Here is a 20,742-nt window from a genome sequence, read left to right as displayed (position 1 = left end):
TGGAAATACGAAAACGAAATTAGAATCCTCAGCCTTAATAAAAACAACTCACACAGTTACACCCCAAACTCATTATTAGAAATAGTCGTCGGTGATAAAATGCCAGACGACCAACAAACATTGATAAAAAATATAGCCCACTCAGTTAACCCTAATATCATATTAAAAAAGGCAAAATTAAAGAAAGAAAGTTACAATATTGAGATAGTAAATTTTTAATTATATTTTGGCGTTTGAATGAGTGTTAGGAATACTTTCCCCTCCACCCATTTTATTAAAAATAACAATACATACTTGTTCAAAAAATCACTAATTTCTGATTATTGGATTGTGGGGGTCACTCTTATTTTACATAAAATTCATTTTCAAAAAAATATCGTTCGGTACTTATAATATCTTTTGAATTTATTTCAATAGCTTTATTTTCCGTCAAAAAATATACTATACCATTCTTATTTCGATGTAATTTTACACCCGTTAATTTAATAACTTCTTTATCATTACTATTCTTAAAATAAACCACAACACAGTTTAATAGTATTTTATTATGTGAGTTTGTTTTTTTATAACTTTCCAGTTTATCATCTGGGATTATTTCACAACGGTTCGCCTCCAACATTTCTCGACCTTCTTGATAACCAACCATCTTACCACTTAAACCGAATAACCAAGGTATACATACGATTAAACTAATTACCAGTATAGCTAAAAGATATACAAACACCCCTCGAAGCCAAATATCAATCACATCTAAAGATAGAAGCATGCAATCTTTCAGTTTATTCTTACTATTTATTTTATTTTTTCGCACATCTTTTTTATAGAAATTATCTTCAGTTTTTTCATTTCCCTTATTAAACTCATCTATCTTTTTACTCTTTTGTTTTTTAGATTTCAAATAAAGTAATACAAATGGAACCGAAATAATAAATATCACTACAAAAAATTTAAAATCTTGGAAATTCAAAAAACCATTTAAGATATCAAGTACAGGATTTACTGTAGTTGAGAAAAATATTCCCAACATATCAAATGAATTTAAATTAACTTGAGGGTCAGAGAAGCCAACACCTAATAATTTCCCCTTCAAATATGAATACCCATAATAGTGAGCATACGGAGCGCTCAATGCTAATATAGCACCTAAAATCGCCCATAACTTCCTACCACTTACAATTACTTTATCTACTTTTTTTCTTTCGTCTACTTCATTCATTTTTATTTCCAATATTAAAATTTTGACTATCTTCATTCTAAGTATGCCAGTTAATTGTATTGCTTATTTTATGAAACAAAACAAGAACTAACCAGTCCAACAATAGCTAACTAAGTACATCGAGTATATTAGCTATTTAATAATTCTTTCAATTCACCAATACCTAACCAAGGTCTCTTTCTATGCAACATTCGATGACAATTTGAACAAACTAGTGCAATATCGGCTTTGTTTGTTAAATCTCCCTCATCCTTCAATGAACTAATGGGCTTAAGGTGATGTGCCTCAATATATTCAGCCCCTAAATCTCCATATGTATCTGAAAAATTAAAATTACAACATTCGCATTCTAATTTTTTATATTTATCTAACGCCTCTCTTTTTACTTCTCTAATTAGCTCGGTATTGCGTTCTTTATATTTGTGCAACTTTTCTTTTAAAAGCCCTTCAGGAAATCCATCTCGATATGCTGGTGTATCCTCATCTAATTCATCTGATTTCAACCTAAGATTAAATAGCCCTGTTAGACTTTCAAGAAATATACTTGTTTCATAGTTATTTGATGGTATATGAAAACTTATATTTAAATCGTGATTAAATTTTTCAAAGTATTCTTTTCTTTCTATATTTCTTCCATCTGATTTTGAAGGCATATACTTCCATGTTAATGAATTAAAATCATCACTTATGGCGTGTATTTCTGCGACAGGACCTGATCTATCCTCTGGATATAACACCAAATAAAACCCATTATTTGTATGCCACTTCATGAGTAGTAACCAAATATTCTGCCCCTGTGAGTTACTAATTAAAAAACCAGCTTCAAATGTTTTTCCATTTGCCCAATGATGAAATTTAGCTAATGATTTTTTAGGTTCTTTTTTTTCAATAACTAAAGAATCTGATGAATTACTATAATTCTCAATAACTTTAGATAATTTAACTGCTACATTCGAATCCATACCCTACCCCTTTGAAGCTTACTTTTACGTTTAATTAATGAAAGTTAAACAGTGTCATTCATATTTTTCATTCTAATTAAAAATCAACCAGACCTGCTACTGCATACCTTAAATGGACACTCATATTAACTTATTATTTCTTTTATTCAAAAACAATCTCGCGGAGGTTCTCAAAATGGTAAAATTGTATTGATTGAAAATTACGGTAAACATGACGAAGAATATAACTCATCATTTACAATTAAAACCTACGCCAGTGAAAAAAGAATCTCTGATACTGGTGAGTGGGAACATTCAGTGATATTGCTGAAACTCAATTCAACCGATCCACAATTTAAAGACATTGTGCTGCATGAAGAGGATTGTGAGGGTATGCGGGTGGTTGGTGAATTTGTTACTGTGTTAATTGATTTACATTGAGACCATGGTTTAACTTCAAATAGGGTTAGTTTGACAGCCTGAAGGCAGCCTACTATTTTATTTACTCATTGTGGGCGAGTGCTTGCCCTCGATAACTTCTGGTTTTTAAATTAATCCGAATCATTCTATTTCAAATGCAGCACCAACTTAAAAGCATCACCCAACACTAGCTCCAAACACACTCTATCCAAAACTGCTGAAACTTTTCTGTTTTACTTTATTCTTAATGTAATATTTAGAATAAAGTAATTAGTGATAAATTATTAAAAACTTTCAAATATGTTTTCAAAATCAGTAATCACCTAGATTAACACACATAGTAAATACAAAAAGTTAATAGCGTGAGTTTTTAATTCAGTCTGTCTTGGTAGTTGCAGTCTTGGTAGTGTTTTAAGTTTTAATTTAAGTGACATTTGTTGCTCCTATAGAAATGAAAAAGGCCTCAATAGCGACCTTATTATAGAATAAGGTTTGTGCTGCCTCCCATAAATGAAAGGTTATTTTACTTATTAGATGCTATTCTCCTTCCCAGTTTTATTAGATAATTTAGGTTTCTAATTCCGTCAATCGGGAAGTGGGCTAGAAATATGATTCTGAATATAAAAAAAATACTGTTAATACTAATTCTGCTAGCCCCTTTATATTCCATATCTAAAGGTTTAGAATTTACGGGCGTTAACATCGCAGCTCCTTATGCTATGGGAATCAATTTTCTAAATTTTGATGAAGAGATTGCAGCATCAAATTCATTAGCAGATTATGGGTTTGCTATGGGCGGAAATTTTGATGTACTATTTAACAATCGATTTGAAACCTCTATTGGATATAACTATACTTATATAGGTGATCGTCAAAATTCCGGTTCAAGTATTCTAAATGCGCACATATTTTATTTTGAAGCTGGGTTGATTGCCTCTCCTAAAAAGCGGATTAATTGGAGTATTTTACTTGGCACAGAAAAAATATTTATTTCAAGAAATGATATAAATTTTTCTGTCCCTGAAGGCTTATATTTAAAACCATTAGTTCGGTTTTGGGGCCCGACGCAATTACTTGATAATAATTTTTCTACTAGGTTCGGATTCTATATAGATTGCAAAATAAGCATTACTGAGAGTCTTTTGGGGAATCAGTTCTCTTTCGGCATCACTACTGGCTTATAACATATTGTGACTATTTCTTATTTTTAATGACGTCTTGATAAATAAGTGCGCAGGGTCAAGTCACTTTCTTCACAATACTGTCCTTGGCTCTAAATCTCAGTAAATCTAAGGGGCAGAGTCATTGATCGCAAGGCCACTATCAAAGGACTAACCTGAAGTAACCTGAAGTGACACTCACTTTTCAACCTTGATCATTCAGACAATTGTCAGGGCAAGCGACAACCTACATTTCATTGTATACAACCAAAGTCATTGGATCTCCAACGATAGAGCAGTTGAAGATAACTGGATTATAAAACATCCAAAATTGAGATCCACTTTACACCACTAAACCGATATTAGTTCTGTCGTAGCAAGCTTTCGACCTACAGTAACTCAAAAGGGACATCCACTTTTGTCCAAATCAGTCACAAATCCACTAGAACTCCAGCGATCAACCTGCTGAAGATGACGGGCAAGATCCAAAAGGAAGATCCACTTTTGATAATTTGGGGTCGGATCCAAAACTTTCTCCATTTATATTGCTGAAACCCAATTCAACCGATCCACAATTTAAAGACATTGTGATTCATGAAGAGGATTGTGAGGGTATGCGGGTGGTTGGTGAGTTTGTTACTGTGTTGAATTGAACGTGAGAACCGTGGCTTAACTTCAAACATGGTTAGTTTGACAGCCTAAAGGCAGACCTACGCAAACAATTAGCAACACCCATTAGATTATGCAGTTAGTCAGATTCCCTGCATTCAATATTCAAATGCACCAACAATTTACACGTACCATCACCCAACAACACTCGCTCAAAATAGGCGCAATCCAAAACAGCCAAGTCAAAATCACAATGAAGGTTATTGCACTCAAACAAACTAAACCTTTTGTTTTCTATACCTGTCCAGACATCATTTGCATTCACACCACCTAACACCGCATTCACAAATTTAATAAGTTTTGCATAATAAAACCAATGCCCCTGAGTGTCGTCGTATTTAATTGGGTTTTCATTTTCTAATAATTTTATTAAATCAAACAGGCTGATATGTTTGAAATTGAGATTCATGATAAAAATAATTATTTCAGGTAAATCACTATCTATAAGAGTTAAATTACAATGCAAGATTTTGGATTGGATGATTTGGTTATTGGATTTTATTTCAAATTTAATCATTCAGTATCTCTATTTTATGTCTAGTTTGATAATGAGTTTGAACGATTTTTTTATGTTTTCTACAGACTATAGTTAGCATTACTGGTTGGTTAACCATGAGTTTAAATAGGATTTAATTAAGATGGACAGCCGTACCTGAGATCAAAAAGGTATGACAAAGATTAACGGGGTTTAATTGACTGCATTTACCTGCAACATCCTTTTCAAACAGGCAAAAAAAAGCCCTCAATTGAGGGCTTGGTTTTATTTGTCACAGAAGATTGCATGCGTTAATCGACACAATCCAATCCAATCCAATTCATATTCCACTGTTTGCATTACATCGGCTTTAACTGTGCCTCATTAAAAGCGAGCATAATGGTTGATTGATGTAATAGTTTGCGCGGCCAATTTTTTGTTTTTGTAAAAAGCCATGCTCAACTAATTGTTCTAAATATTTGGTGGCGGTGATACGTGTGACGTTTAATTCGTCCATCACAAATTCGATTTTGGTGTACGGGTGGTAAAATAAATTATTGAGTAATTCTTGGCGATAAATTTTACTCAGATCGGTTTTCATTCTTTTTTTGTAATCAGCCATGAGTGTTTTAATTTCGCTGATTAATGAGATTGTATTTTTAGCTGTATCAATCAGTCCTTCTAGCATGTATAGCAACCAAGCCTCCCAATCTTGAGTGTCACGTACTTTTTGAATATTGTCATAATAGAACCAGGAGTGAAGAACCAGGAGTGACACCCACTTTTGATAAATTGGGGTCGGATCCAAAAGGATAAATTGGGGTCGGATACAAAAAAAGCCTAAAGTGACATCCACTTATGAATTCCATTGATATCAATATCAACCCCACGCCCGCTTCAATTTCAAACCCTCTGGATTATCTGCCTGGATAACATTCAAAAGGGACATCCACTTTTCAAAAATTTGAGGGGGGGATCCAAAATTTTCACTGCAACATACCGAAAGGAACATCCACTTTTTAATTCCATTGATATAAATATCAATCCTACACCTCCCTTTCTAGAATCCATTTCAGTCATCAATAATATCAGGCCAACACTAACTTTTAATCAAGTAAAACTGGCTGCATTTTTATTTTTCACAATGTATTAGCTTCATTTAATATTTTTTGAACCAGACTCTCCAGTAAGAATAAAGATGATGTTCTGTTTGAGTTTTAATGGGAGTTGGGTGAGTATTTAGAAGGGAATGTGATGGAGTGTTATTGATCAATGATGATTACAGAAAATATTTGATACCTTAGGATGCACTTACTGACTTTTTGGGAATAAATCCCCAACCTACAATCATTATTTTTTGTTATTAATAAAAAAGCCAATCTAAAAATATTTTAGATTGGCTTTGATTTTTATTACTATTTATTAAAAATAATTTATATTAATGAACAATAATAATGGGTACGTCTAAATCTATGATGTCGACACTCAAGGTTTTAACCAGTTCCAATGATTTATATTCGGTTTGCATGGTTACGGTTATATCGTATTGGCCAACTTCTGAATACACGTGTTGAAGCTGATTTAAGTTTAAGCCTGAATAAATAGTGCCATCGCCTAAATCCCATGAGTATTGGACCGCTACGGCAATTTCTTCATCAAAATTAAATGAAGTCTCAGCATTTAAAAATACTTGCCCACCCACCACACTTGATGTGACGTCGCTTAAAATTTTATCTTCATGTCTAATGTACATATCTAAATCTACACTGATCATTTGTCCTAGATAATTGGAAGCTGAAATATTTATTGGGTAAGTCCCCCCTGCTACGTATTCATGTGAAATAGAATACCCATATGCAGAATATGGATAAGATGCGTATGTCATACCCTCACCGGTATTGATTGAATAATTAAATTCGTAATTATTTAATGGTGGTACGATGAGCACTAATTCAGATAACGGTTCTGATTCATCTATCGCTAGCGCTTCGTTTTCATAAATATACGGATCAATGTCAATGGGGGGTATCATATTATTAAACTCTTGAATGCTTGCAATAACGTACATGCTTAACGTTGATTGGTCATCAACCCCATAGTTAAAGTCCAATGTTATGTATTCTGAGGAAGACAACTCATCAGTCACGACTACTTTTGCAACATAGTGTTGCTCACCACCACGTGACAACATAACATTGTACTCACCTAATTCTTCAAAATGATGTTCAACGGTACCTTCATTTGTGCTAAGTGTTGTGCCGTCGCCAAAATCCCAACTAAAATGATTTAAACAACCCACACCATAAGTGGCTTCAAATTTGAAATCATGTGCGTTTAGCATTTCAACTGTAAAATATGCAGTATCATTTGGCACACACACTAGAGGCTCTGTTACTTCAACGACTGCATCGACCACGCCTGCTTCTGTCATAACTTGAATTGTATACTGACCTGCTTGTTCATAAACATGAGTGAATGACTCGCTTGCACTGGGATCATTATTTTCTACAATTTCCGATCCATCTCCAAAGTCGACACCTATAAAAGGATTATGACACTCTGAGGTTAATGAATTTATAGATAGCTCGACAGTCAAGTCCGTTACAAGGGTGTTCAAAACAGGAAGCTGCGGTGCAGCTATGGGTGCATAAGAACAAAAAGTGATGGACACGTCATAATTTAATTCTAATCGTAAATTAAAACCATTGGGGCCATATACAGATCCCACTACAATATAAGTGCCTACATTTTGAAATAGCACATTAAATTCTGCTTGAGTACCTGCATGCCCACCTGTTGTATACCAATCAAATATTAATTCGCTGTTTTCGTATTGTGGTATGTCAATATAGAAACTGACTTCATCACTTCCTGGAAATAAAGATTCGTATTTAATTTCGTAAGTTAATTCATTAACCGTAATGGTTTGAGTGGAAATATTAAATTCCCCAGAAGAGCTTATTGTTTTTAGTGAAACTACATAAGTGCCAGCACCAGAGTATGTATGGGAGATCGTTTCTGAATCAGTGATGTGCGTGTTGCCATCACCAAAATCCCAAAGGTAATTTAATACTTCATCACAATCGGTTGTTGAGTTGGCTTCAAATGTGAGCACCGTTGAGTTGGCAGAAAATTGGAAAGCGCTAATTGGTGGAAGATTACGTAGCTCTTGAGAACATGAATCAATAACAGGTACAAAAACCGCTGATTGGTGAGTAGCAATCCCTTCATTCGCCTCAACGGTTAACATCACGTTATATTGGCCGCCTTGATTGTATTCGTGTGTTATAGATTGCCCATCAGCAAAATTAGAATCCCCTAAATCCCATGAAAAACCTAAGGATGTATTTTCACAATTAGACTCAAGTTGTGCGCTTAAAGTAATTACTGATTCGTTTTGAGATTGAATAATTGAAGTGGTTTGCGCACATTCCAAATCAGACACTGAATCTTCAAGCTGTGGTTGAATAGTCGCTGAATACGAAATACCACTTTCGTGACTAAGTGTCACTAAATATGAAACGGAAGCATCGTCAAATTGAACCGTTGTGATGGGTGAGTTGGTTTGTATTTGAGTGCCGTTACCAAAATCCCAATTATAAGTATCAAACAATACCGCATTTGAACAATCGGCAATATAACTAGATGACGCATCAAATTTAACTACGTTGTTCTCAACTATTTGATAAGAAAATATGACCTGGGAAGCAAGAGCTGCACAAATTTGAGTATGCGTGTCAGTTGTCATGTCGGTTGAAGTTTGAGTAGAAGTGTCTGTCGTGCTTAGTGTTGATGTACTTACATCTGTAGTTGTATCGTCAACTAAGCTATTTCTTAAATCCTCTAAACAACTACTAAGAAATAATGTTGCACTTATGCACATGGTTATGGGTAGTAATTTCATATTAATGCCTTTTAATATAATTTAATTATGAGGCGCTAATTATAATTAATTTGAAAAGTATTAGTGAGAACTCTGTCTGTATTTACAACAGTATACCCTTAAGATGCTAACAGATATTATACAAAAGCATGATGATGTATGTATTAGTGGAATGGCTGGAAGACGAATTGAATAGATTAATTTTTGTTTGATAAGTACATGTTAGTGACTCAATATCGTCACTTAATATTTAGTCAAACCATGGATATTTTATATCAAACCATGAGGTTGAAGCACTCATAAAATGACAGTTTTTAAGTTGATTTTTAAGAGAGAATACAACAAATTATCCCCACTTAACCAAGTGATCTTTATTAATACTCTCAATAACTTGCTCTACCGACTTTTCCGGCATAACGAAAGTATGTAAATATTAAATAAAACCATTATATGTCGCTACTGCTACGAACAACCCTGATATCCACCAACTTATTATCGGTTAAATCGAATACAATAAATTGTGACTTCCATTTCGTTCTAAAAGTAGTTGATCGACTTGTGTAACTTGAAATACCTGTCGAACTGTCGTAATAAATATTCATCACGACGTACACATGGTCTTTTGTCAATTCAAAATAATAATTTTTATTAGCATGTGTAATGGACGTTTCGCCAATAGGCACGTCTAAATTAAATCGTGATTTAAATGCATCTTTGGTTTTGCCATTTTTATTTTTGTAAGGCATGTCATTAATTTTAGTGATTATGGGGTTTTTTACTAACGTGACATCATAATGTGTTAACTTTTTACTCATGGCTTCACTGATATCGATTCTCTGTGAGAAACTGGTCTCAGTCGTAATAGTGGCAAACTCAGCACTTTTTACTTCATCACTTTTGTAATGTTGGCTACTAGACACCGGAATAAATGAACAGCTTGCTAAAAACAGGATAGGTATTAAAAATATTGACAATTTCACGTGATGCTCCAAATTCATTTTAAGATTATAAAACCGTTTAAATTTCAGTGTCTAAATGTTTGATTAATGCTAACATAACATCAAACAATTACATAGAATGTTAAAATGAAAACACTGCTATTTATTATTTTAGTTTCACTTTCTTCCTTCGGTTTAGCCACTAAAAACACCTCCCTTTATACGGAACGCTATTTCAATTCTGTGGATGTTGGTTTTGTTGTAGACAGACAATATATTAATACACAGACCACAACCGGTGGTTTTGGAATCAGTGCTCAAGGCCATTATCTCCTGCTTAATAATGTGTATACTCATGGAGGTATCCGTCAATATTCAAGATATTTAGATTTTAAAAATGAATCTTATAATTTAGGAAGCAGAACCGAACTAAATGCAGGTTTAGGTTTAAGAAAACCCATTATTTTTTATTTCTTATCTAATCGTAGTAAAGAATTAGAACTATCCGCCTACGCGGATTTGGTCACTGTATTAGAGAGAAATTCAAACCCAGAAATAGAGAGCATCATGCCATCATTAATGGGCGATCATTTCAAAGCCGGTTATGAATATGGTTTATCAACCACCTTTGTAATGGTTGATAAAAAAGTACGTAGAAATGGGTTTTTAATTTTGGGATTCAGCCAAAGAAATATTCAAGATGAACGATTAAATTCTAAACTAAAATTTAAATTCATGGGTTACCTAGAGGACTTTGAACATTTTCAACCCTATTTAGAATTTAACATTCGAGTTGAAGATAGCATGACAGGTATGGATTTAGGTTTAAAATACGCATTTTAAAAAACCGTCGGTTTAGCCATGTTTACAGCCATTGTGAGTATCGTAATCCTGTTAAAAAGTAAAAACTGGACACCTATTGATGCCACAGCTGTAAATAACAACATAGCTGCGCTTTACTACAGCCCCAATAGTGCAATGGCTAACAGCAACACCACTGATTACAAGCTTACTACAAACTACCGTTATAGCGTTAAAGGGCAAAACTACACAGGTAATACCTTATATGCGGGGTTGCCTAAAATTTTTGATTCAAAATTAGAAGCAGAACAACTCAGTCAACAATTTCCAGCCGGCCAAAAAACAAAAGCCTATTACAATCCTAAAAACCCAGCGGAGTCGGCACTACTTCTGACACGCGAAGCGGTTCGATTAACTGGCTCGTGCTCGTCTTTGTTATGTTTGTTGTGGTTGCGTTTGTAAGTTTAGGAATATTTGTTGTGTCTAAGATGCAATTGAACAACTAAAGCGGATGTCACTATTTGGTTGTCTATGTAGATGAACGCGACCCATTAATAGTGTGTGCAATAATAATTACTGGACACCAAGAACCAAAGAAATACGCTCTATTTCACCGTTTGCAGACTGAGGGTTATGTGATGCCAACACTCTATGCTTCCATTGATATCGGCTTTCGCCACTTAGCAATAATAACGCCCCGACAGGCAACACTATATCCTCGACTCTATTGCCATCTGTAATCTGAAAATTGGCTTGGCGTTGAATATTCAGAATCATCGTCACAACACCATTTGCAGGAATATCCACATGAAACGCAAAGCCCGACACCGCGCCTTCGACCTGCTTGTAGAAGTTCATCGTCAAACGCCACTGTTTTTTTACAACAATTATTTCATTCTCTAAGGAATCGATCATCTGTTGAATCGATGGCAGCATGTGCAATGCAAACTGAGGCAGATTTCCATTGCCCCGAAAATACGCCAACTCGTGCCCTTGATCACCGTATTCGGTAAAGTATTCACACTTAAGTTCGCGCTGGTCGCTATCAAGTAATCTAGCCCGAATGAACTTCTGTTCACTTGCTAGGTTATGTTGGTTACTTTTGACTAAATCTGGTTGCGGGACAGAAGTCGATTCACTCTTTTGACTCGAACCTATCATATTTTGCAACTTGCCATGAATGGCCAATGCATCGTTTCGTATTGATTTACATTCGATACTTGAAAAAAAGTCGGGAAAACAATATAAGCCTGGTACATTTCTATACATCAGCATCGCTCCTTAGGAAATACACATTCAACAGATTCAGTTTCCTTGTTTGAATTTTGCTTATTCATTTCAACTTTCTCCTAAGCGGGTAAGTAAGTCATCGAGGCTTTTCGCATTGGCGCATAGATCTCATCAAACGCACCATACACCTCGCCTACTTTTTCTTCAATAATTTTAAAATAGTATATTCATTCTCAAAACACTTTTGAAATGTTCATTGCACAGATTAATTTAAGTGCAAATTTTGATGTAGATTGCATTTTAAGCAAACGGCGTATTTTGAAATGACACCTATTTGAAGTGATATTTTGAAGTGACACCCACTTTTATATCAATTATAAATTTTAATCAATCTAACACTAACTGCAAAAAATTACCCACCAAAATAGCCTTCAAGCTTCATTTGTCTAATTACTTTAGTAAGTGGCTCTAACAAGTACGCGATATCAGGATGAATATGATGGTACAAATTTGCAGTTAATATCGGCTCTGGACTTATTTGAAATACAGTTTGAATTTGCGCATCTGTCCAAATGCCATTCATAGCTTCTTCTGAAACAAATACCACATCTGCACGCCCGTATTCTAACCCACGGTACAATTTCGCATAATCAGTTGCTTCATAGGTATTTAAATTTGGCTGATCAATAAGAATTTGTTCAAATATTTTTTGGTTTCGTGCATACCCAACTGTGTATTGTTCTAGATCTTTAAAATTATTTATTGGTGGTAGGTTATTTAGTGAGTAAATGTGAAAATGCAGGCTTTTATATATGGGTTCGGGTATTGCAATTAATCCAGGTAAAGATTGTGGGTTGAGCAACCGTGCATCAAGGGCTTGAAATGCACCTGATATTGTCCGCTCGATTGCACGTTCTGGTGGCAGTACGAAAACTTCGGCCTCAACCCCCACTCGCCGATAAGCCTCAATTAGATCATCATCCATTGCCAATGAGTTATTGATATATCCTTCATCAACTGCAACGCTGATTTTTGCATGGGCAAACTGACTTAAGAGTGCCAATCCAAATATAAATAATAATTTCATGTATTAACCTGTAAATTTAAAAAAATCTTATCATTAATAATAGCAGTCGTTTTTTATTTTAATGTTAGTAATTTATACGATTTGCAATTTTTAAACGACTCAAAAGTGATGTGGAATTTAGCCGCTTTTTATTATATTGCTTTGTTATCTTTATTAACTCAACCCAAAATAGCAAAAACCAATTTGTGCATAACGTCTAAGTTAGCATCCTTGTTTCTAAGCCTAAAGTGATAAGCCTAAAGCGACATCCACTTATGAATTCCATTGATATCAATATCAACCCCATGCCCGCTTCAATTTCAAACCCCTGGATTATCTGGGGTGAATCTGCTGAAAATGAAGATAAGCCTAAAGTGACATCCACTTATAGCCTAAAGTGACATCCACTTATGGAACCAGGAGTGACACCCACTTTTGAGAACCAGGAGTAGGATAAATTGGGGTCGGATCCAAAAAAAAGCCTAAAGTGAAAAGCCTAAAGTGACATCCATTTATGAATTCCATTGATATCAATATCAACCCCACGCCCGCTTCAATTTCAAACCCTCTGGATTATCTGCCTGGATCGTTGCTTTGATCTAAAGCCTATTAAGCATAATAACAAAAGTAATAAGTACTGATTAATACAGCCCAACTCTGGTTCCCGATCCAACCAAAAGGATCACCCTTTTTTACTTTTTATTTATATTCCTCACATTTATCGAGTGTGTTTTGATTGTATTTTTGATAGGGGGTTTAAAAGATTGGATTTATTTTTTCCGAATAAATCCGGAACTTACAGGTTGAATATACTCTACATCGTCAACCAAAAGGATCACCCTTTTTCACTTTTTATTTATATTCCTCGTATTTATCGAGTGTGTTTTGATGGTGTTTTTGATAGTGGGTTTAAAAGATTGGGTTTGTTTTTTTCCGAATGAATCCGGAACTTACAGAGTGTGGTTTGTTTTTTCCGAATGAATCCGGAACTTACAGGTTGAATATACTCTACATTGTTAACCAAAAGGATTAGCCTTTTTGGTTTTAAACTGATGGTTTTAAACTGACACCCACTTTTATTTGCTATCTGCGAGATGAGTGTTTACTTGCATAAATGCTGGACAAGTTACGATGCAGTTTTCGATTATTTGGGCGTGGCTGTTCACCCTGCAAATTCTTTAACCCTTCATTTTTAATCCAACCGAAAATATCATAACGGTATAAATAACATATCGATAAAATACATATACCAGTACAAATGCATTTCTTTTGAGTGACTACAAAACCAAACTCGGAAACTAAGTAATAACTGGTATAATGCGCACATTATATACAAGCGAAACACTACATGACCTTTTCATCATTAATTTCTAACCCCAATCTATTAAAAGCCGTCACGCAATCTGGCTACGAAACCCCCACCCCCATTCAAGAACAAGCCATTCCTGCCATACTTGCGGGCTCTGACATTATGGCCGGTGCACAAACCGGCACAGGTAAAACCGCAGCGTTTGCTTTGCCGTTATTAAGTTTGTTAGATAAAAAACAATCCGTTGATAAAAAATTACGCGTATTGGTGCTCACCCCTACTCGTGAACTTGCCCAACAGGTATTTAAAAGTTTTGAAGACTACTCACAGTTTACTCAAATAAACATCGCCCTTGCCTACGGTGGCGTCAGCATTAAACCACAGGCCAAACAAATTGCAAACGACGCTCAAGTACTCGTTGCCACACCGGGTCGATTATTAGATCACATTGAAAATGGGTCTGTTTCGTTACAAGATTTACAGTATTTAGTGTTTGATGAGGCCGACAGAATGTTAGACATGGGGTTTCAAACAGAAATCAAAAATATACTCAAACGTGCCCCTAAAAACCGCCAAACATTATTATTCTCTGCCACCTTTGACGATGCAATTTTTGATTTGAGTAAAACATTATTAAATGATCCAAAACTGATTGAAGTGAGCGAGCGAAATGCTGCGGCAGCTGAAGTTGAACAAATTGTTTACACAGTGGATGAAGACAGAAAACGAGAATTAACGTCGCATTTAATCGGCATGAAAAATTGGCGACAGGTATTAATTTTTACCCGCACCAAACAAACCGCCGATTTGTTAGCCAAAGAAATGTGCAAAGACGGCATCAAAGCCGTGTCGATTCACGGTGACAAAACTCAAGGTGCACGAAACAAAGCATTAGCCCAATTTAAAGAAGGCAGCGCACGTGCATTAGTAGCAACCGATGTCGCAGCACGTGGATTAGACATAGTCGATTTACAATACGTCATCAATTTTGAGTTGCCTTATATAGCAGAAGATTACATCCACCGCATAGGCCGAACAGGACGCGCAGGCAAAACAGGTTTGGCTGTCTCGTTATTAAGCCGTGGTGAAGAATGGTTATTAGAGGCCGTTGAAAAAGTACTAGACAGTAAATTACCTCAAGAATGTTTACCCGGTTACGAGTTAGATTTAACTAAAAAGCCTGGGCAAAATTCATTTGAAGACAACAACAAAAACGCATCAGATAAAAAACGCCATAAGAAAAAATACTCAGACAATTCTAAAGGTCGCCGTCCTCGCCGATAATGTGTACCTATATTTAAAATTGTATTTTAAATTTATGTCAAACCTTCAATAAATATCACGTTAAGTCTATTTTCAATGAAGGTTTGCCTAGATTTATTTGTTAGTTAAAAAATTAAGTTCAATTAATTCTAAATAAAATTCGCCCTCATTTTTGTCAGTCAACATAATCTCAAACTGTAGTGCGTCCTGAAGATCAAACGCATCGTCACCGTTAAATATTCGACTGCGATAAACCGCTTCAAAATCCTTTTCATGTAAAACATAGGTATCAACAACATTTAATTTAGTTTGTATAGTTTGTTCATAAGCGAGACCATCTAAATAACCATTGAGCCTAAAACGAATTTTATATGCTCGACCGTCACCTTTAATAATCAGTTTCACATAATCCGCTTGATTGGTTTCGTTATCAATCAAGCGCCTTCTGACCGATGCAAACCCACCATTATTTTTTAAAGACAACTTCCCAGCAAACACTAATTTACCAACTTCCAAATCAATATCGCTGTTTGTTAAACCACCCATTACACTGTCATTTACAATCAACCAATTTTTTCTTTCTAAACTAAGATCATTTGTAAAATTTAGAACAAAGGTATTTGTAAATTTGTTTTGAGCATAAGACGCCCCACTGATGATAATTAATATAAATATTAAAAAAAGTTTTGATATTGCTACCCAAGCATGCATATTTTTTTACCTCTAAGCATATTGACAAGTTTTTTACTTAGTTGCCAATATTCAAATATTTAGGAGTTATGAATATGCTTTTACGTGAAGTATTCAATTTTGGTTTTATTTAATTTGATCAAAGTTTCTTATAAGCATTTGAGTAACAATGTAATATTATGATTTACAATTTTATTGTAGAAGGTATAGAGAATATCAATTTGATAACAAGATAACTATTCAGTTAAAATTTAATCACTTTCTGAGCAGTGACACATTGTTCTGAATAGGTATAAAATATGGAGAAATTAGATTTGGCTGATGAAACTAAATTTAAATTGCATAAACAATAAATAAAGGTTTGAACAATAGCCCAAACCTTTGTACTAATATATTAAACCATTACTGCCTGTCTTACTTTTTCTTTATCTAATGTTGCTTTTGCGCCACTTAATACCACTTGACCTCGATCTAAAACCGTTAAGTCATCGGCTAGGTCCCATGCAAATTCAAAGAATTGCTCAACCAACAAAATACTCATTTCGCCTTGGTCACGTAAATAACCAATAACAAATTGAATGTCTTTAATAATAGATGGTTGAATGCCTTCTGTTGGCTCATCTAACACTAACAATTTTGGCTTCATAACTAATGCACGAGCAATGGCAAGCTGTTGTTGCTGTCCACCTGATAAATCGCCACCTCGACGGTGTAACATATCTTTTAAAACAGGAAATAGATCATATATTTCACTATCGATTTTTCTTTGTTTTCTTGGTAATGCTGAAAAACCGGTCATTAGATTCTCATGCACCGTTAATTGTGAAAATATTTCACGCCCTTGAGGCACAGAGGCAATGCCGTTTTTTGCACGGATCTCTGAACTCATTTGGTTAATTAATTTATTGTCATAAATAATTTCACCGGATGATGCCGGATGTTGCCCTGTAATACTTCTAAGTGTTGATGATTTACCAACACCATTACGACCAAGCAAACAGGTTACTTTTCCGATTTCACATTTTAAGTTTACGTTATACAACGCTTGCGAAGCGCCGTAATGTAAATTCATATTTTTAACTTCTAACATATTATTTACCTATATTTTAACTTAGGTTTATCGGCCTAAGTAAACATCGATGACCTGTTGATTACTTTGCACTTGATCTAATGTGCCTTCGGCTAATACATGACCTTCATGCAAAACCGTCACCTTAGAGTTCAAAGCACGAATAAAATCCATGTCGTGTTCAACCACAACAACTGATCGAGTTTTATTAATTTCTTTTAATAACTCGGCGGTTTTCATGGTTTCTTCATCAGTCATTCCCGCTGCGGGCTCATCCACTAATAACAATTCTGGTTCCGTTAAAATCAACATGCCGATTTCTAACCATTGTTTTTGACCATGAGATAAATCTCCTGCTAAACGTTGTGCGTCTTCACTTAAATTAATTAACGCTAGGTTTTCATTAATTTTTTGAGTGTCTTCATTTGATAATTTATGAATTAATGACTGCCAAACTGTACGTCGTCCAGCCATGGCCATTTCTAAGTTTTCAAATACGGTTAATGTTTCTATAACAGTGGGTTTTTGAAATTTACGACCAATACCAATGTTTGCAATTTGTACTTCATCATATTTTGTTAAATCGACTTTTGATTTAAAAATCACATCACCTTCATCTGGTCGGGTTTTACCAGTAATGATATCCATCATTGTGGTTTTACCCGCACCATTTGGCCCAATGATCGCGCGCATTTCACCAGGTTCAATAATTAGGTTTAAATTATTAATCGCTTTAAACCCATCAAAACTGACACTCACAGAACTTAAATACAAAATACCATTATTATCTAAATGCTTATTAACCATTATGCGTCTCCTTTTTTAGAGAACATTTTTTGTTTAATGCCACCCATTAAAGATTGAAATTTTGTATTTGAAAACATGCCTGCAATCCCTTTAGGGAAGAACAGTGTTGAAACAACAAACAGGCCTCCTAATAAAAACACCCAAAATTCTGGGAACAAACCTGTAAATACTGTTTTAGCGTAATTTACTAATACCGCACCAATAATGGCACCATAAATGGTGGCACGACCGCCTAAGGCAACCCAAATTACAATTTCAATTGAGTTTAATGGACTGAATTCATCTGGGTTAATAATTCCCACTTGCGAGACAAATAATGAACCAGCAATACCTGCAAGTGCAGCAGAAATAACAAACACAAATAATTTGTAATGCTCTACTCTATAACCAATAAATCGTGTTTTAGGCTCTGCATCTCTAATGGCAACTAATACACGACCTGCTTTGGATTTAGTAATAAATTTGGACAACATAAGTGCTAACAATAACACAAAGACAGTCAACATAAATAAAACCAAACGTGTCATATCCGATGTAATATCAAACCCTAAAATTTCTTTAAACGCTGTTAAACCATTTGTGCCGCCAAATCCTAATTCACCTAAACGGAATCCTTGCATTAAAGCAAACGTCATCGCTTGAGTAATAATAGAAAGGTACACACCTGAAACTCGAGATTTAAAAGCGAAATAACCAAACAAGTACGCTAATAATCCTGGTGCTAATACCACCATTAATAACGCAAACCAAAAGTTATCAAAGCCATACCAAAACCATGGCAATTCACTTATTCCCATTGCGATCATAAATTCAGGAATGACTTCTCCGGTAGCCTCGATGGTCACGCCGTATTGTCTCACTAAGTACATGCCCATTGCGTAACCGCCTAATGCGAAAAACGCGCCGTGACCTAAACTTAATATACCGCAATATCCCCAAACTAAATCAAGAGCGACTGCTAAAATAGCGTAACAAAAATATTTTCCTAGTAAGTTAATTGTATAATTACTCACATGAAAAAAACTGTCTTCTGCAAATAGCAAATTTAAAATTGGAATGACACACATTATTGCAGCTAACGTCATTATCATACGACGGCTTGCTGCATCGTTTATTGATGGAAAAAATATAGATTTTAAAGCTTGCATAAATTACCCCTCCACCGAACGACCTTTCAAGGCGAATAAACCTCGAGGTCTTTTTTGAATAAACATAATGATAAAAACCAAAATAATAATTTTTGCTAATACAGCACCTGCAAATGGTTCAATAAACTTATTGGCTACACCTAAACTCATTGCAGCTACAAACGTACCCCATAAATTACCGACACCACCAAATACCACGACCATAAACGAGTCAATAATATATGCCTGTCCCATATCTGGACCTACGTTAGTTATGGTACTTAATGCCACCCCAGCAATTCCTGCAATACCCGAACCTAGACCAAATGTCATTGCATCAACCCAGTTTGAACGAATCCCCATTGAACGCGCCATTTTACGATTTTGTGTAACAGCTCGCATTTGTAAACCAAAGAATGTACGTTTTAATATAATGAGCAAACCTATAAATACCATTAAGGCAAAAATAATGATGTATAAACGGTTAAACGTGAAAGATAATGCATCGTTAATTTCGATAGAACCACTCATCCAGTCTGGAGTAATAACAGGCATGTTTAACGCTGAAAAAATACTACGTACGGCTTGTTGTAAAAACAAGCTTACGCCAAATGTAGCTAATAATGTTTCTAAAGGCCGGCCATATAAAAATTGAATAATGCCTCGCTCTATAATCACACCAATGAGTCCACTGACTAAAAATGCAGTTGGAATAGCAACGACAATACTTAATGCAATATGATCAGGCATTAATAACTGCACCACATACGTTGTGTATGCGCCAATCATAATCATTTCGCCGTGAGCCATATTGATTACTCCCATCACGCCAAACGTGATAGCAAGACCGATGGCACTTAATAATAAAACCGAACCCGCACTTAAACCAAAAAATACGTTTTCGGTGAATTTTAAGTATTTCAATTTATCTTCAATTTTTAATAAAGCCTTGGTTGCAAACTTTATATTTTCTGAACTTTGAGTTTCACTATCTTTTATTTCAGTTAACTTAATTCTTGCAGCTTCATGCAATGATTCACTTAAAACTTTATATGCCACATTTCTTTCAGTTTCGTTTTCACTTTCTACATGAATCAAAGCAATATTTAATTCAATAAGCGCTTTTACTTTTCTGTTTTGTTCGATTTTTTGCGCTTTAATTAATATATCTAATAACAAAGGATCAGGAGATTTCAACATTGAATCAATTGCGGTTAAACGCACATCTGCTTCTTTTGATAAGATATTCAATGCCGCTAAGTGCAATTTTATTTGGCCACGTAATGCATTATTTGTGGTGATTTTTTTATAAGAACGCTTTGATAAATCATCAATAACCTCACCTTCTAATAAAGTGGTGAATGTCACTGATTTTTCATCTAATTGGTAATAACCAATTTGGTTTGTTTTTTTAATATAATAAACGGTAGATTCAGTTAATCCTTCAAATAATGCTCTAACACGCTCATCTTCGATAACCGCTAATTCATCTATTGCCGCGGCCTTTACATCGAAATCTTTGTCTAATAATTTTTGTGTAATTTCATCAAACTGATCAGCAAACGTAACTTGGCTAACAGCCAATAACATCATACATGCAATTTGACAGCTTCTTGTTAACCCATTTCTTAAAAATGTGATCATAGAAAACAACCTTAACTCTTTAACTTCTTGTAAA

Annotated in this window: 18 protein-coding genes; 5 read left to right on the top strand and 13 right to left on the bottom strand. The window is 34.9% G+C overall.

What is annotated here, in order from left to right:
• Positions 1-343 precede the first annotated feature (343 nt).
• Positions 344-1,216 carry a hypothetical protein gene (locus TYM08_RS06850; protein ID WP_422382224.1) on the bottom strand — a complete coding sequence of 291 codons (873 nt, stop codon included), beginning with the start codon at positions 1,214-1,216 and terminating at the stop codon, positions 344-346.
• Between the two features lie 128 nt (positions 1,217-1,344).
• Positions 1,345-2,178: an HNH endonuclease gene (locus TYM08_RS06845; RefSeq protein ID WP_422382223.1), complete on the bottom strand. Its 834-nt coding sequence runs from the start codon at positions 2,176-2,178 to the stop codon at positions 1,345-1,347.
• 189 nt (positions 2,179-2,367) lie between these two features.
• On the opposite strand from TYM08_RS06845, the gene TYM08_RS06840 reads away from it, so the two are divergent.
• Both TYM08_RS06840 and TYM08_RS06835 read left to right on the top strand, forming a co-directional pair.
• Entirely contained in the window at positions 2,368-2,598 is a 231-nt protein-coding gene (locus TYM08_RS06840; RefSeq protein ID WP_422382222.1) for a hypothetical protein, read from the top strand.
• Between the two features lie 587 nt (positions 2,599-3,185).
• Positions 3,186-3,761: a hypothetical protein gene (locus tag TYM08_RS06835; protein ID WP_422382221.1), complete on the top strand. Its 576-nt coding sequence runs from the start codon at positions 3,186-3,188 to the stop codon at positions 3,759-3,761.
• A 724-nt stretch (positions 3,762-4,485) separates the two neighbouring features.
• On the opposite strand, the gene TYM08_RS06830 is transcribed toward TYM08_RS06835, so the two are convergent.
• From TYM08_RS06830 to TYM08_RS06815, 4 genes are all read right to left on the bottom strand, one after another.
• Entirely contained in the window at positions 4,486-4,923 is a 438-nt protein-coding gene (locus TYM08_RS06830) for an HpaII family restriction endonuclease (protein ID WP_422382220.1), read from the bottom strand.
• Between the two features lie 328 nt (positions 4,924-5,251).
• A complete protein-coding gene (locus tag TYM08_RS06825) occupies positions 5,252-5,737 on the bottom strand; it encodes a Fic family protein (RefSeq protein WP_422382219.1) in 486 nt (161 codons plus the stop codon).
• A 582-nt stretch (positions 5,738-6,319) separates the two neighbouring features.
• On the bottom strand, positions 6,320-8,785 hold the full coding sequence (locus TYM08_RS06820; RefSeq protein WP_422382218.1) for a PKD domain-containing protein: 2,466 nt from the start codon (positions 8,783-8,785) through the stop codon (positions 6,320-6,322).
• A 425-nt stretch (positions 8,786-9,210) separates the two neighbouring features.
• Positions 9,211-9,744 carry a hypothetical protein gene (locus tag TYM08_RS06815; protein ID WP_422382217.1) on the bottom strand — a complete coding sequence of 178 codons (534 nt, stop codon included), beginning with the start codon at positions 9,742-9,744 and terminating at the stop codon, positions 9,211-9,213.
• Positions 9,745-9,849: 105 nt separating this feature from the next.
• Between TYM08_RS06815 and TYM08_RS06810 the strand changes: the two genes are divergently transcribed.
• Together TYM08_RS06810 and TYM08_RS06805 are read left to right on the top strand one after the other, a co-directional pair.
• Positions 9,850-10,545, top strand: a complete 696-nt coding sequence (locus tag TYM08_RS06810) for a hypothetical protein (protein ID WP_422382216.1) — start codon at positions 9,850-9,852, stop codon at positions 10,543-10,545.
• Positions 10,546-10,563: 18 nt separating this feature from the next.
• A complete protein-coding gene (locus TYM08_RS06805; RefSeq protein WP_422382215.1) occupies positions 10,564-10,965 on the top strand; it encodes a DUF3592 domain-containing protein in 402 nt (133 codons plus the stop codon).
• Positions 10,966-11,076: 111 nt separating this feature from the next.
• Here the strand turns inward: TYM08_RS06805 and TYM08_RS06800 are convergent, their stop codons facing one another.
• Both TYM08_RS06800 and TYM08_RS06795 read right to left on the bottom strand, forming a co-directional pair.
• Positions 11,077-11,487, bottom strand: coding sequence for a hypothetical protein (locus tag TYM08_RS06800; RefSeq protein ID WP_422382214.1), 411 nt, complete (start codon positions 11,485-11,487; stop codon positions 11,077-11,079).
• A 658-nt stretch (positions 11,488-12,145) separates the two neighbouring features.
• The gene (locus TYM08_RS06795; protein WP_422382213.1) at positions 12,146-12,820 is read right to left on the bottom strand and encodes a hypothetical protein; all 675 of its coding nucleotides are present in this window, start codon (positions 12,818-12,820) and stop codon (positions 12,146-12,148) included.
• 1,327 nt (positions 12,821-14,147) lie between these two features.
• Between TYM08_RS06795 and TYM08_RS06790 the strand changes: the two genes are divergently transcribed.
• Positions 14,148-15,392: a DEAD/DEAH box helicase gene (locus TYM08_RS06790; protein ID WP_422382212.1), complete on the top strand. Its 1,245-nt coding sequence runs from the start codon at positions 14,148-14,150 to the stop codon at positions 15,390-15,392.
• Between the two features lie 93 nt (positions 15,393-15,485).
• Here the strand turns inward: TYM08_RS06790 and TYM08_RS06785 are convergent, their stop codons facing one another.
• The 5 genes from TYM08_RS06785 to urtB all read right to left on the bottom strand — a co-directional run bounded on the left by TYM08_RS06785 (position 15,486) and on the right by urtB (position 20,708).
• Positions 15,486-16,082, bottom strand: a complete 597-nt coding sequence (locus TYM08_RS06785; RefSeq protein WP_422382211.1) for a CIA30 family protein — start codon at positions 16,080-16,082, stop codon at positions 15,486-15,488.
• Positions 16,083-16,455: 373 nt separating this feature from the next.
• A complete protein-coding gene (gene urtE, locus TYM08_RS06780) occupies positions 16,456-17,151 on the bottom strand; it encodes an urea ABC transporter ATP-binding subunit UrtE (protein WP_422382210.1) in 696 nt (231 codons plus the stop codon).
• Between the two features lie 27 nt (positions 17,152-17,178).
• Positions 17,179-17,937: an urea ABC transporter ATP-binding protein UrtD gene (gene urtD, locus TYM08_RS06775; protein WP_422382209.1), complete on the bottom strand. Its 759-nt coding sequence runs from the start codon at positions 17,935-17,937 to the stop codon at positions 17,179-17,181.
• Positions 17,937-19,085, bottom strand: coding sequence for an urea ABC transporter permease subunit UrtC (gene urtC / locus TYM08_RS06770; RefSeq protein WP_422382208.1), 1,149 nt, complete (start codon positions 19,083-19,085; stop codon positions 17,937-17,939). Before urtC ends, urtD begins: the two co-directional genes overlap by 1 nt.
• Positions 19,086-19,088: 3 nt before the next feature.
• Positions 19,089-20,708, bottom strand: coding sequence for an urea ABC transporter permease subunit UrtB (gene urtB / locus TYM08_RS06765; protein WP_422382207.1), 1,620 nt, complete (start codon positions 20,706-20,708; stop codon positions 19,089-19,091).
• Between the last annotated feature and the right edge of the window lie 34 nt (positions 20,709-20,742).

Origin of the sequence: Marinicellulosiphila megalodicopiae (assembly GCF_045862395.1) — a bacterium.
GTDB classification, from domain to species: Bacteria; Pseudomonadota; Gammaproteobacteria; order Pseudomonadales; family Natronospirillaceae; genus Marinicellulosiphila; species Marinicellulosiphila megalodicopiae.
This window is presented reverse-complemented; position numbering and strand designations above follow the sequence as displayed.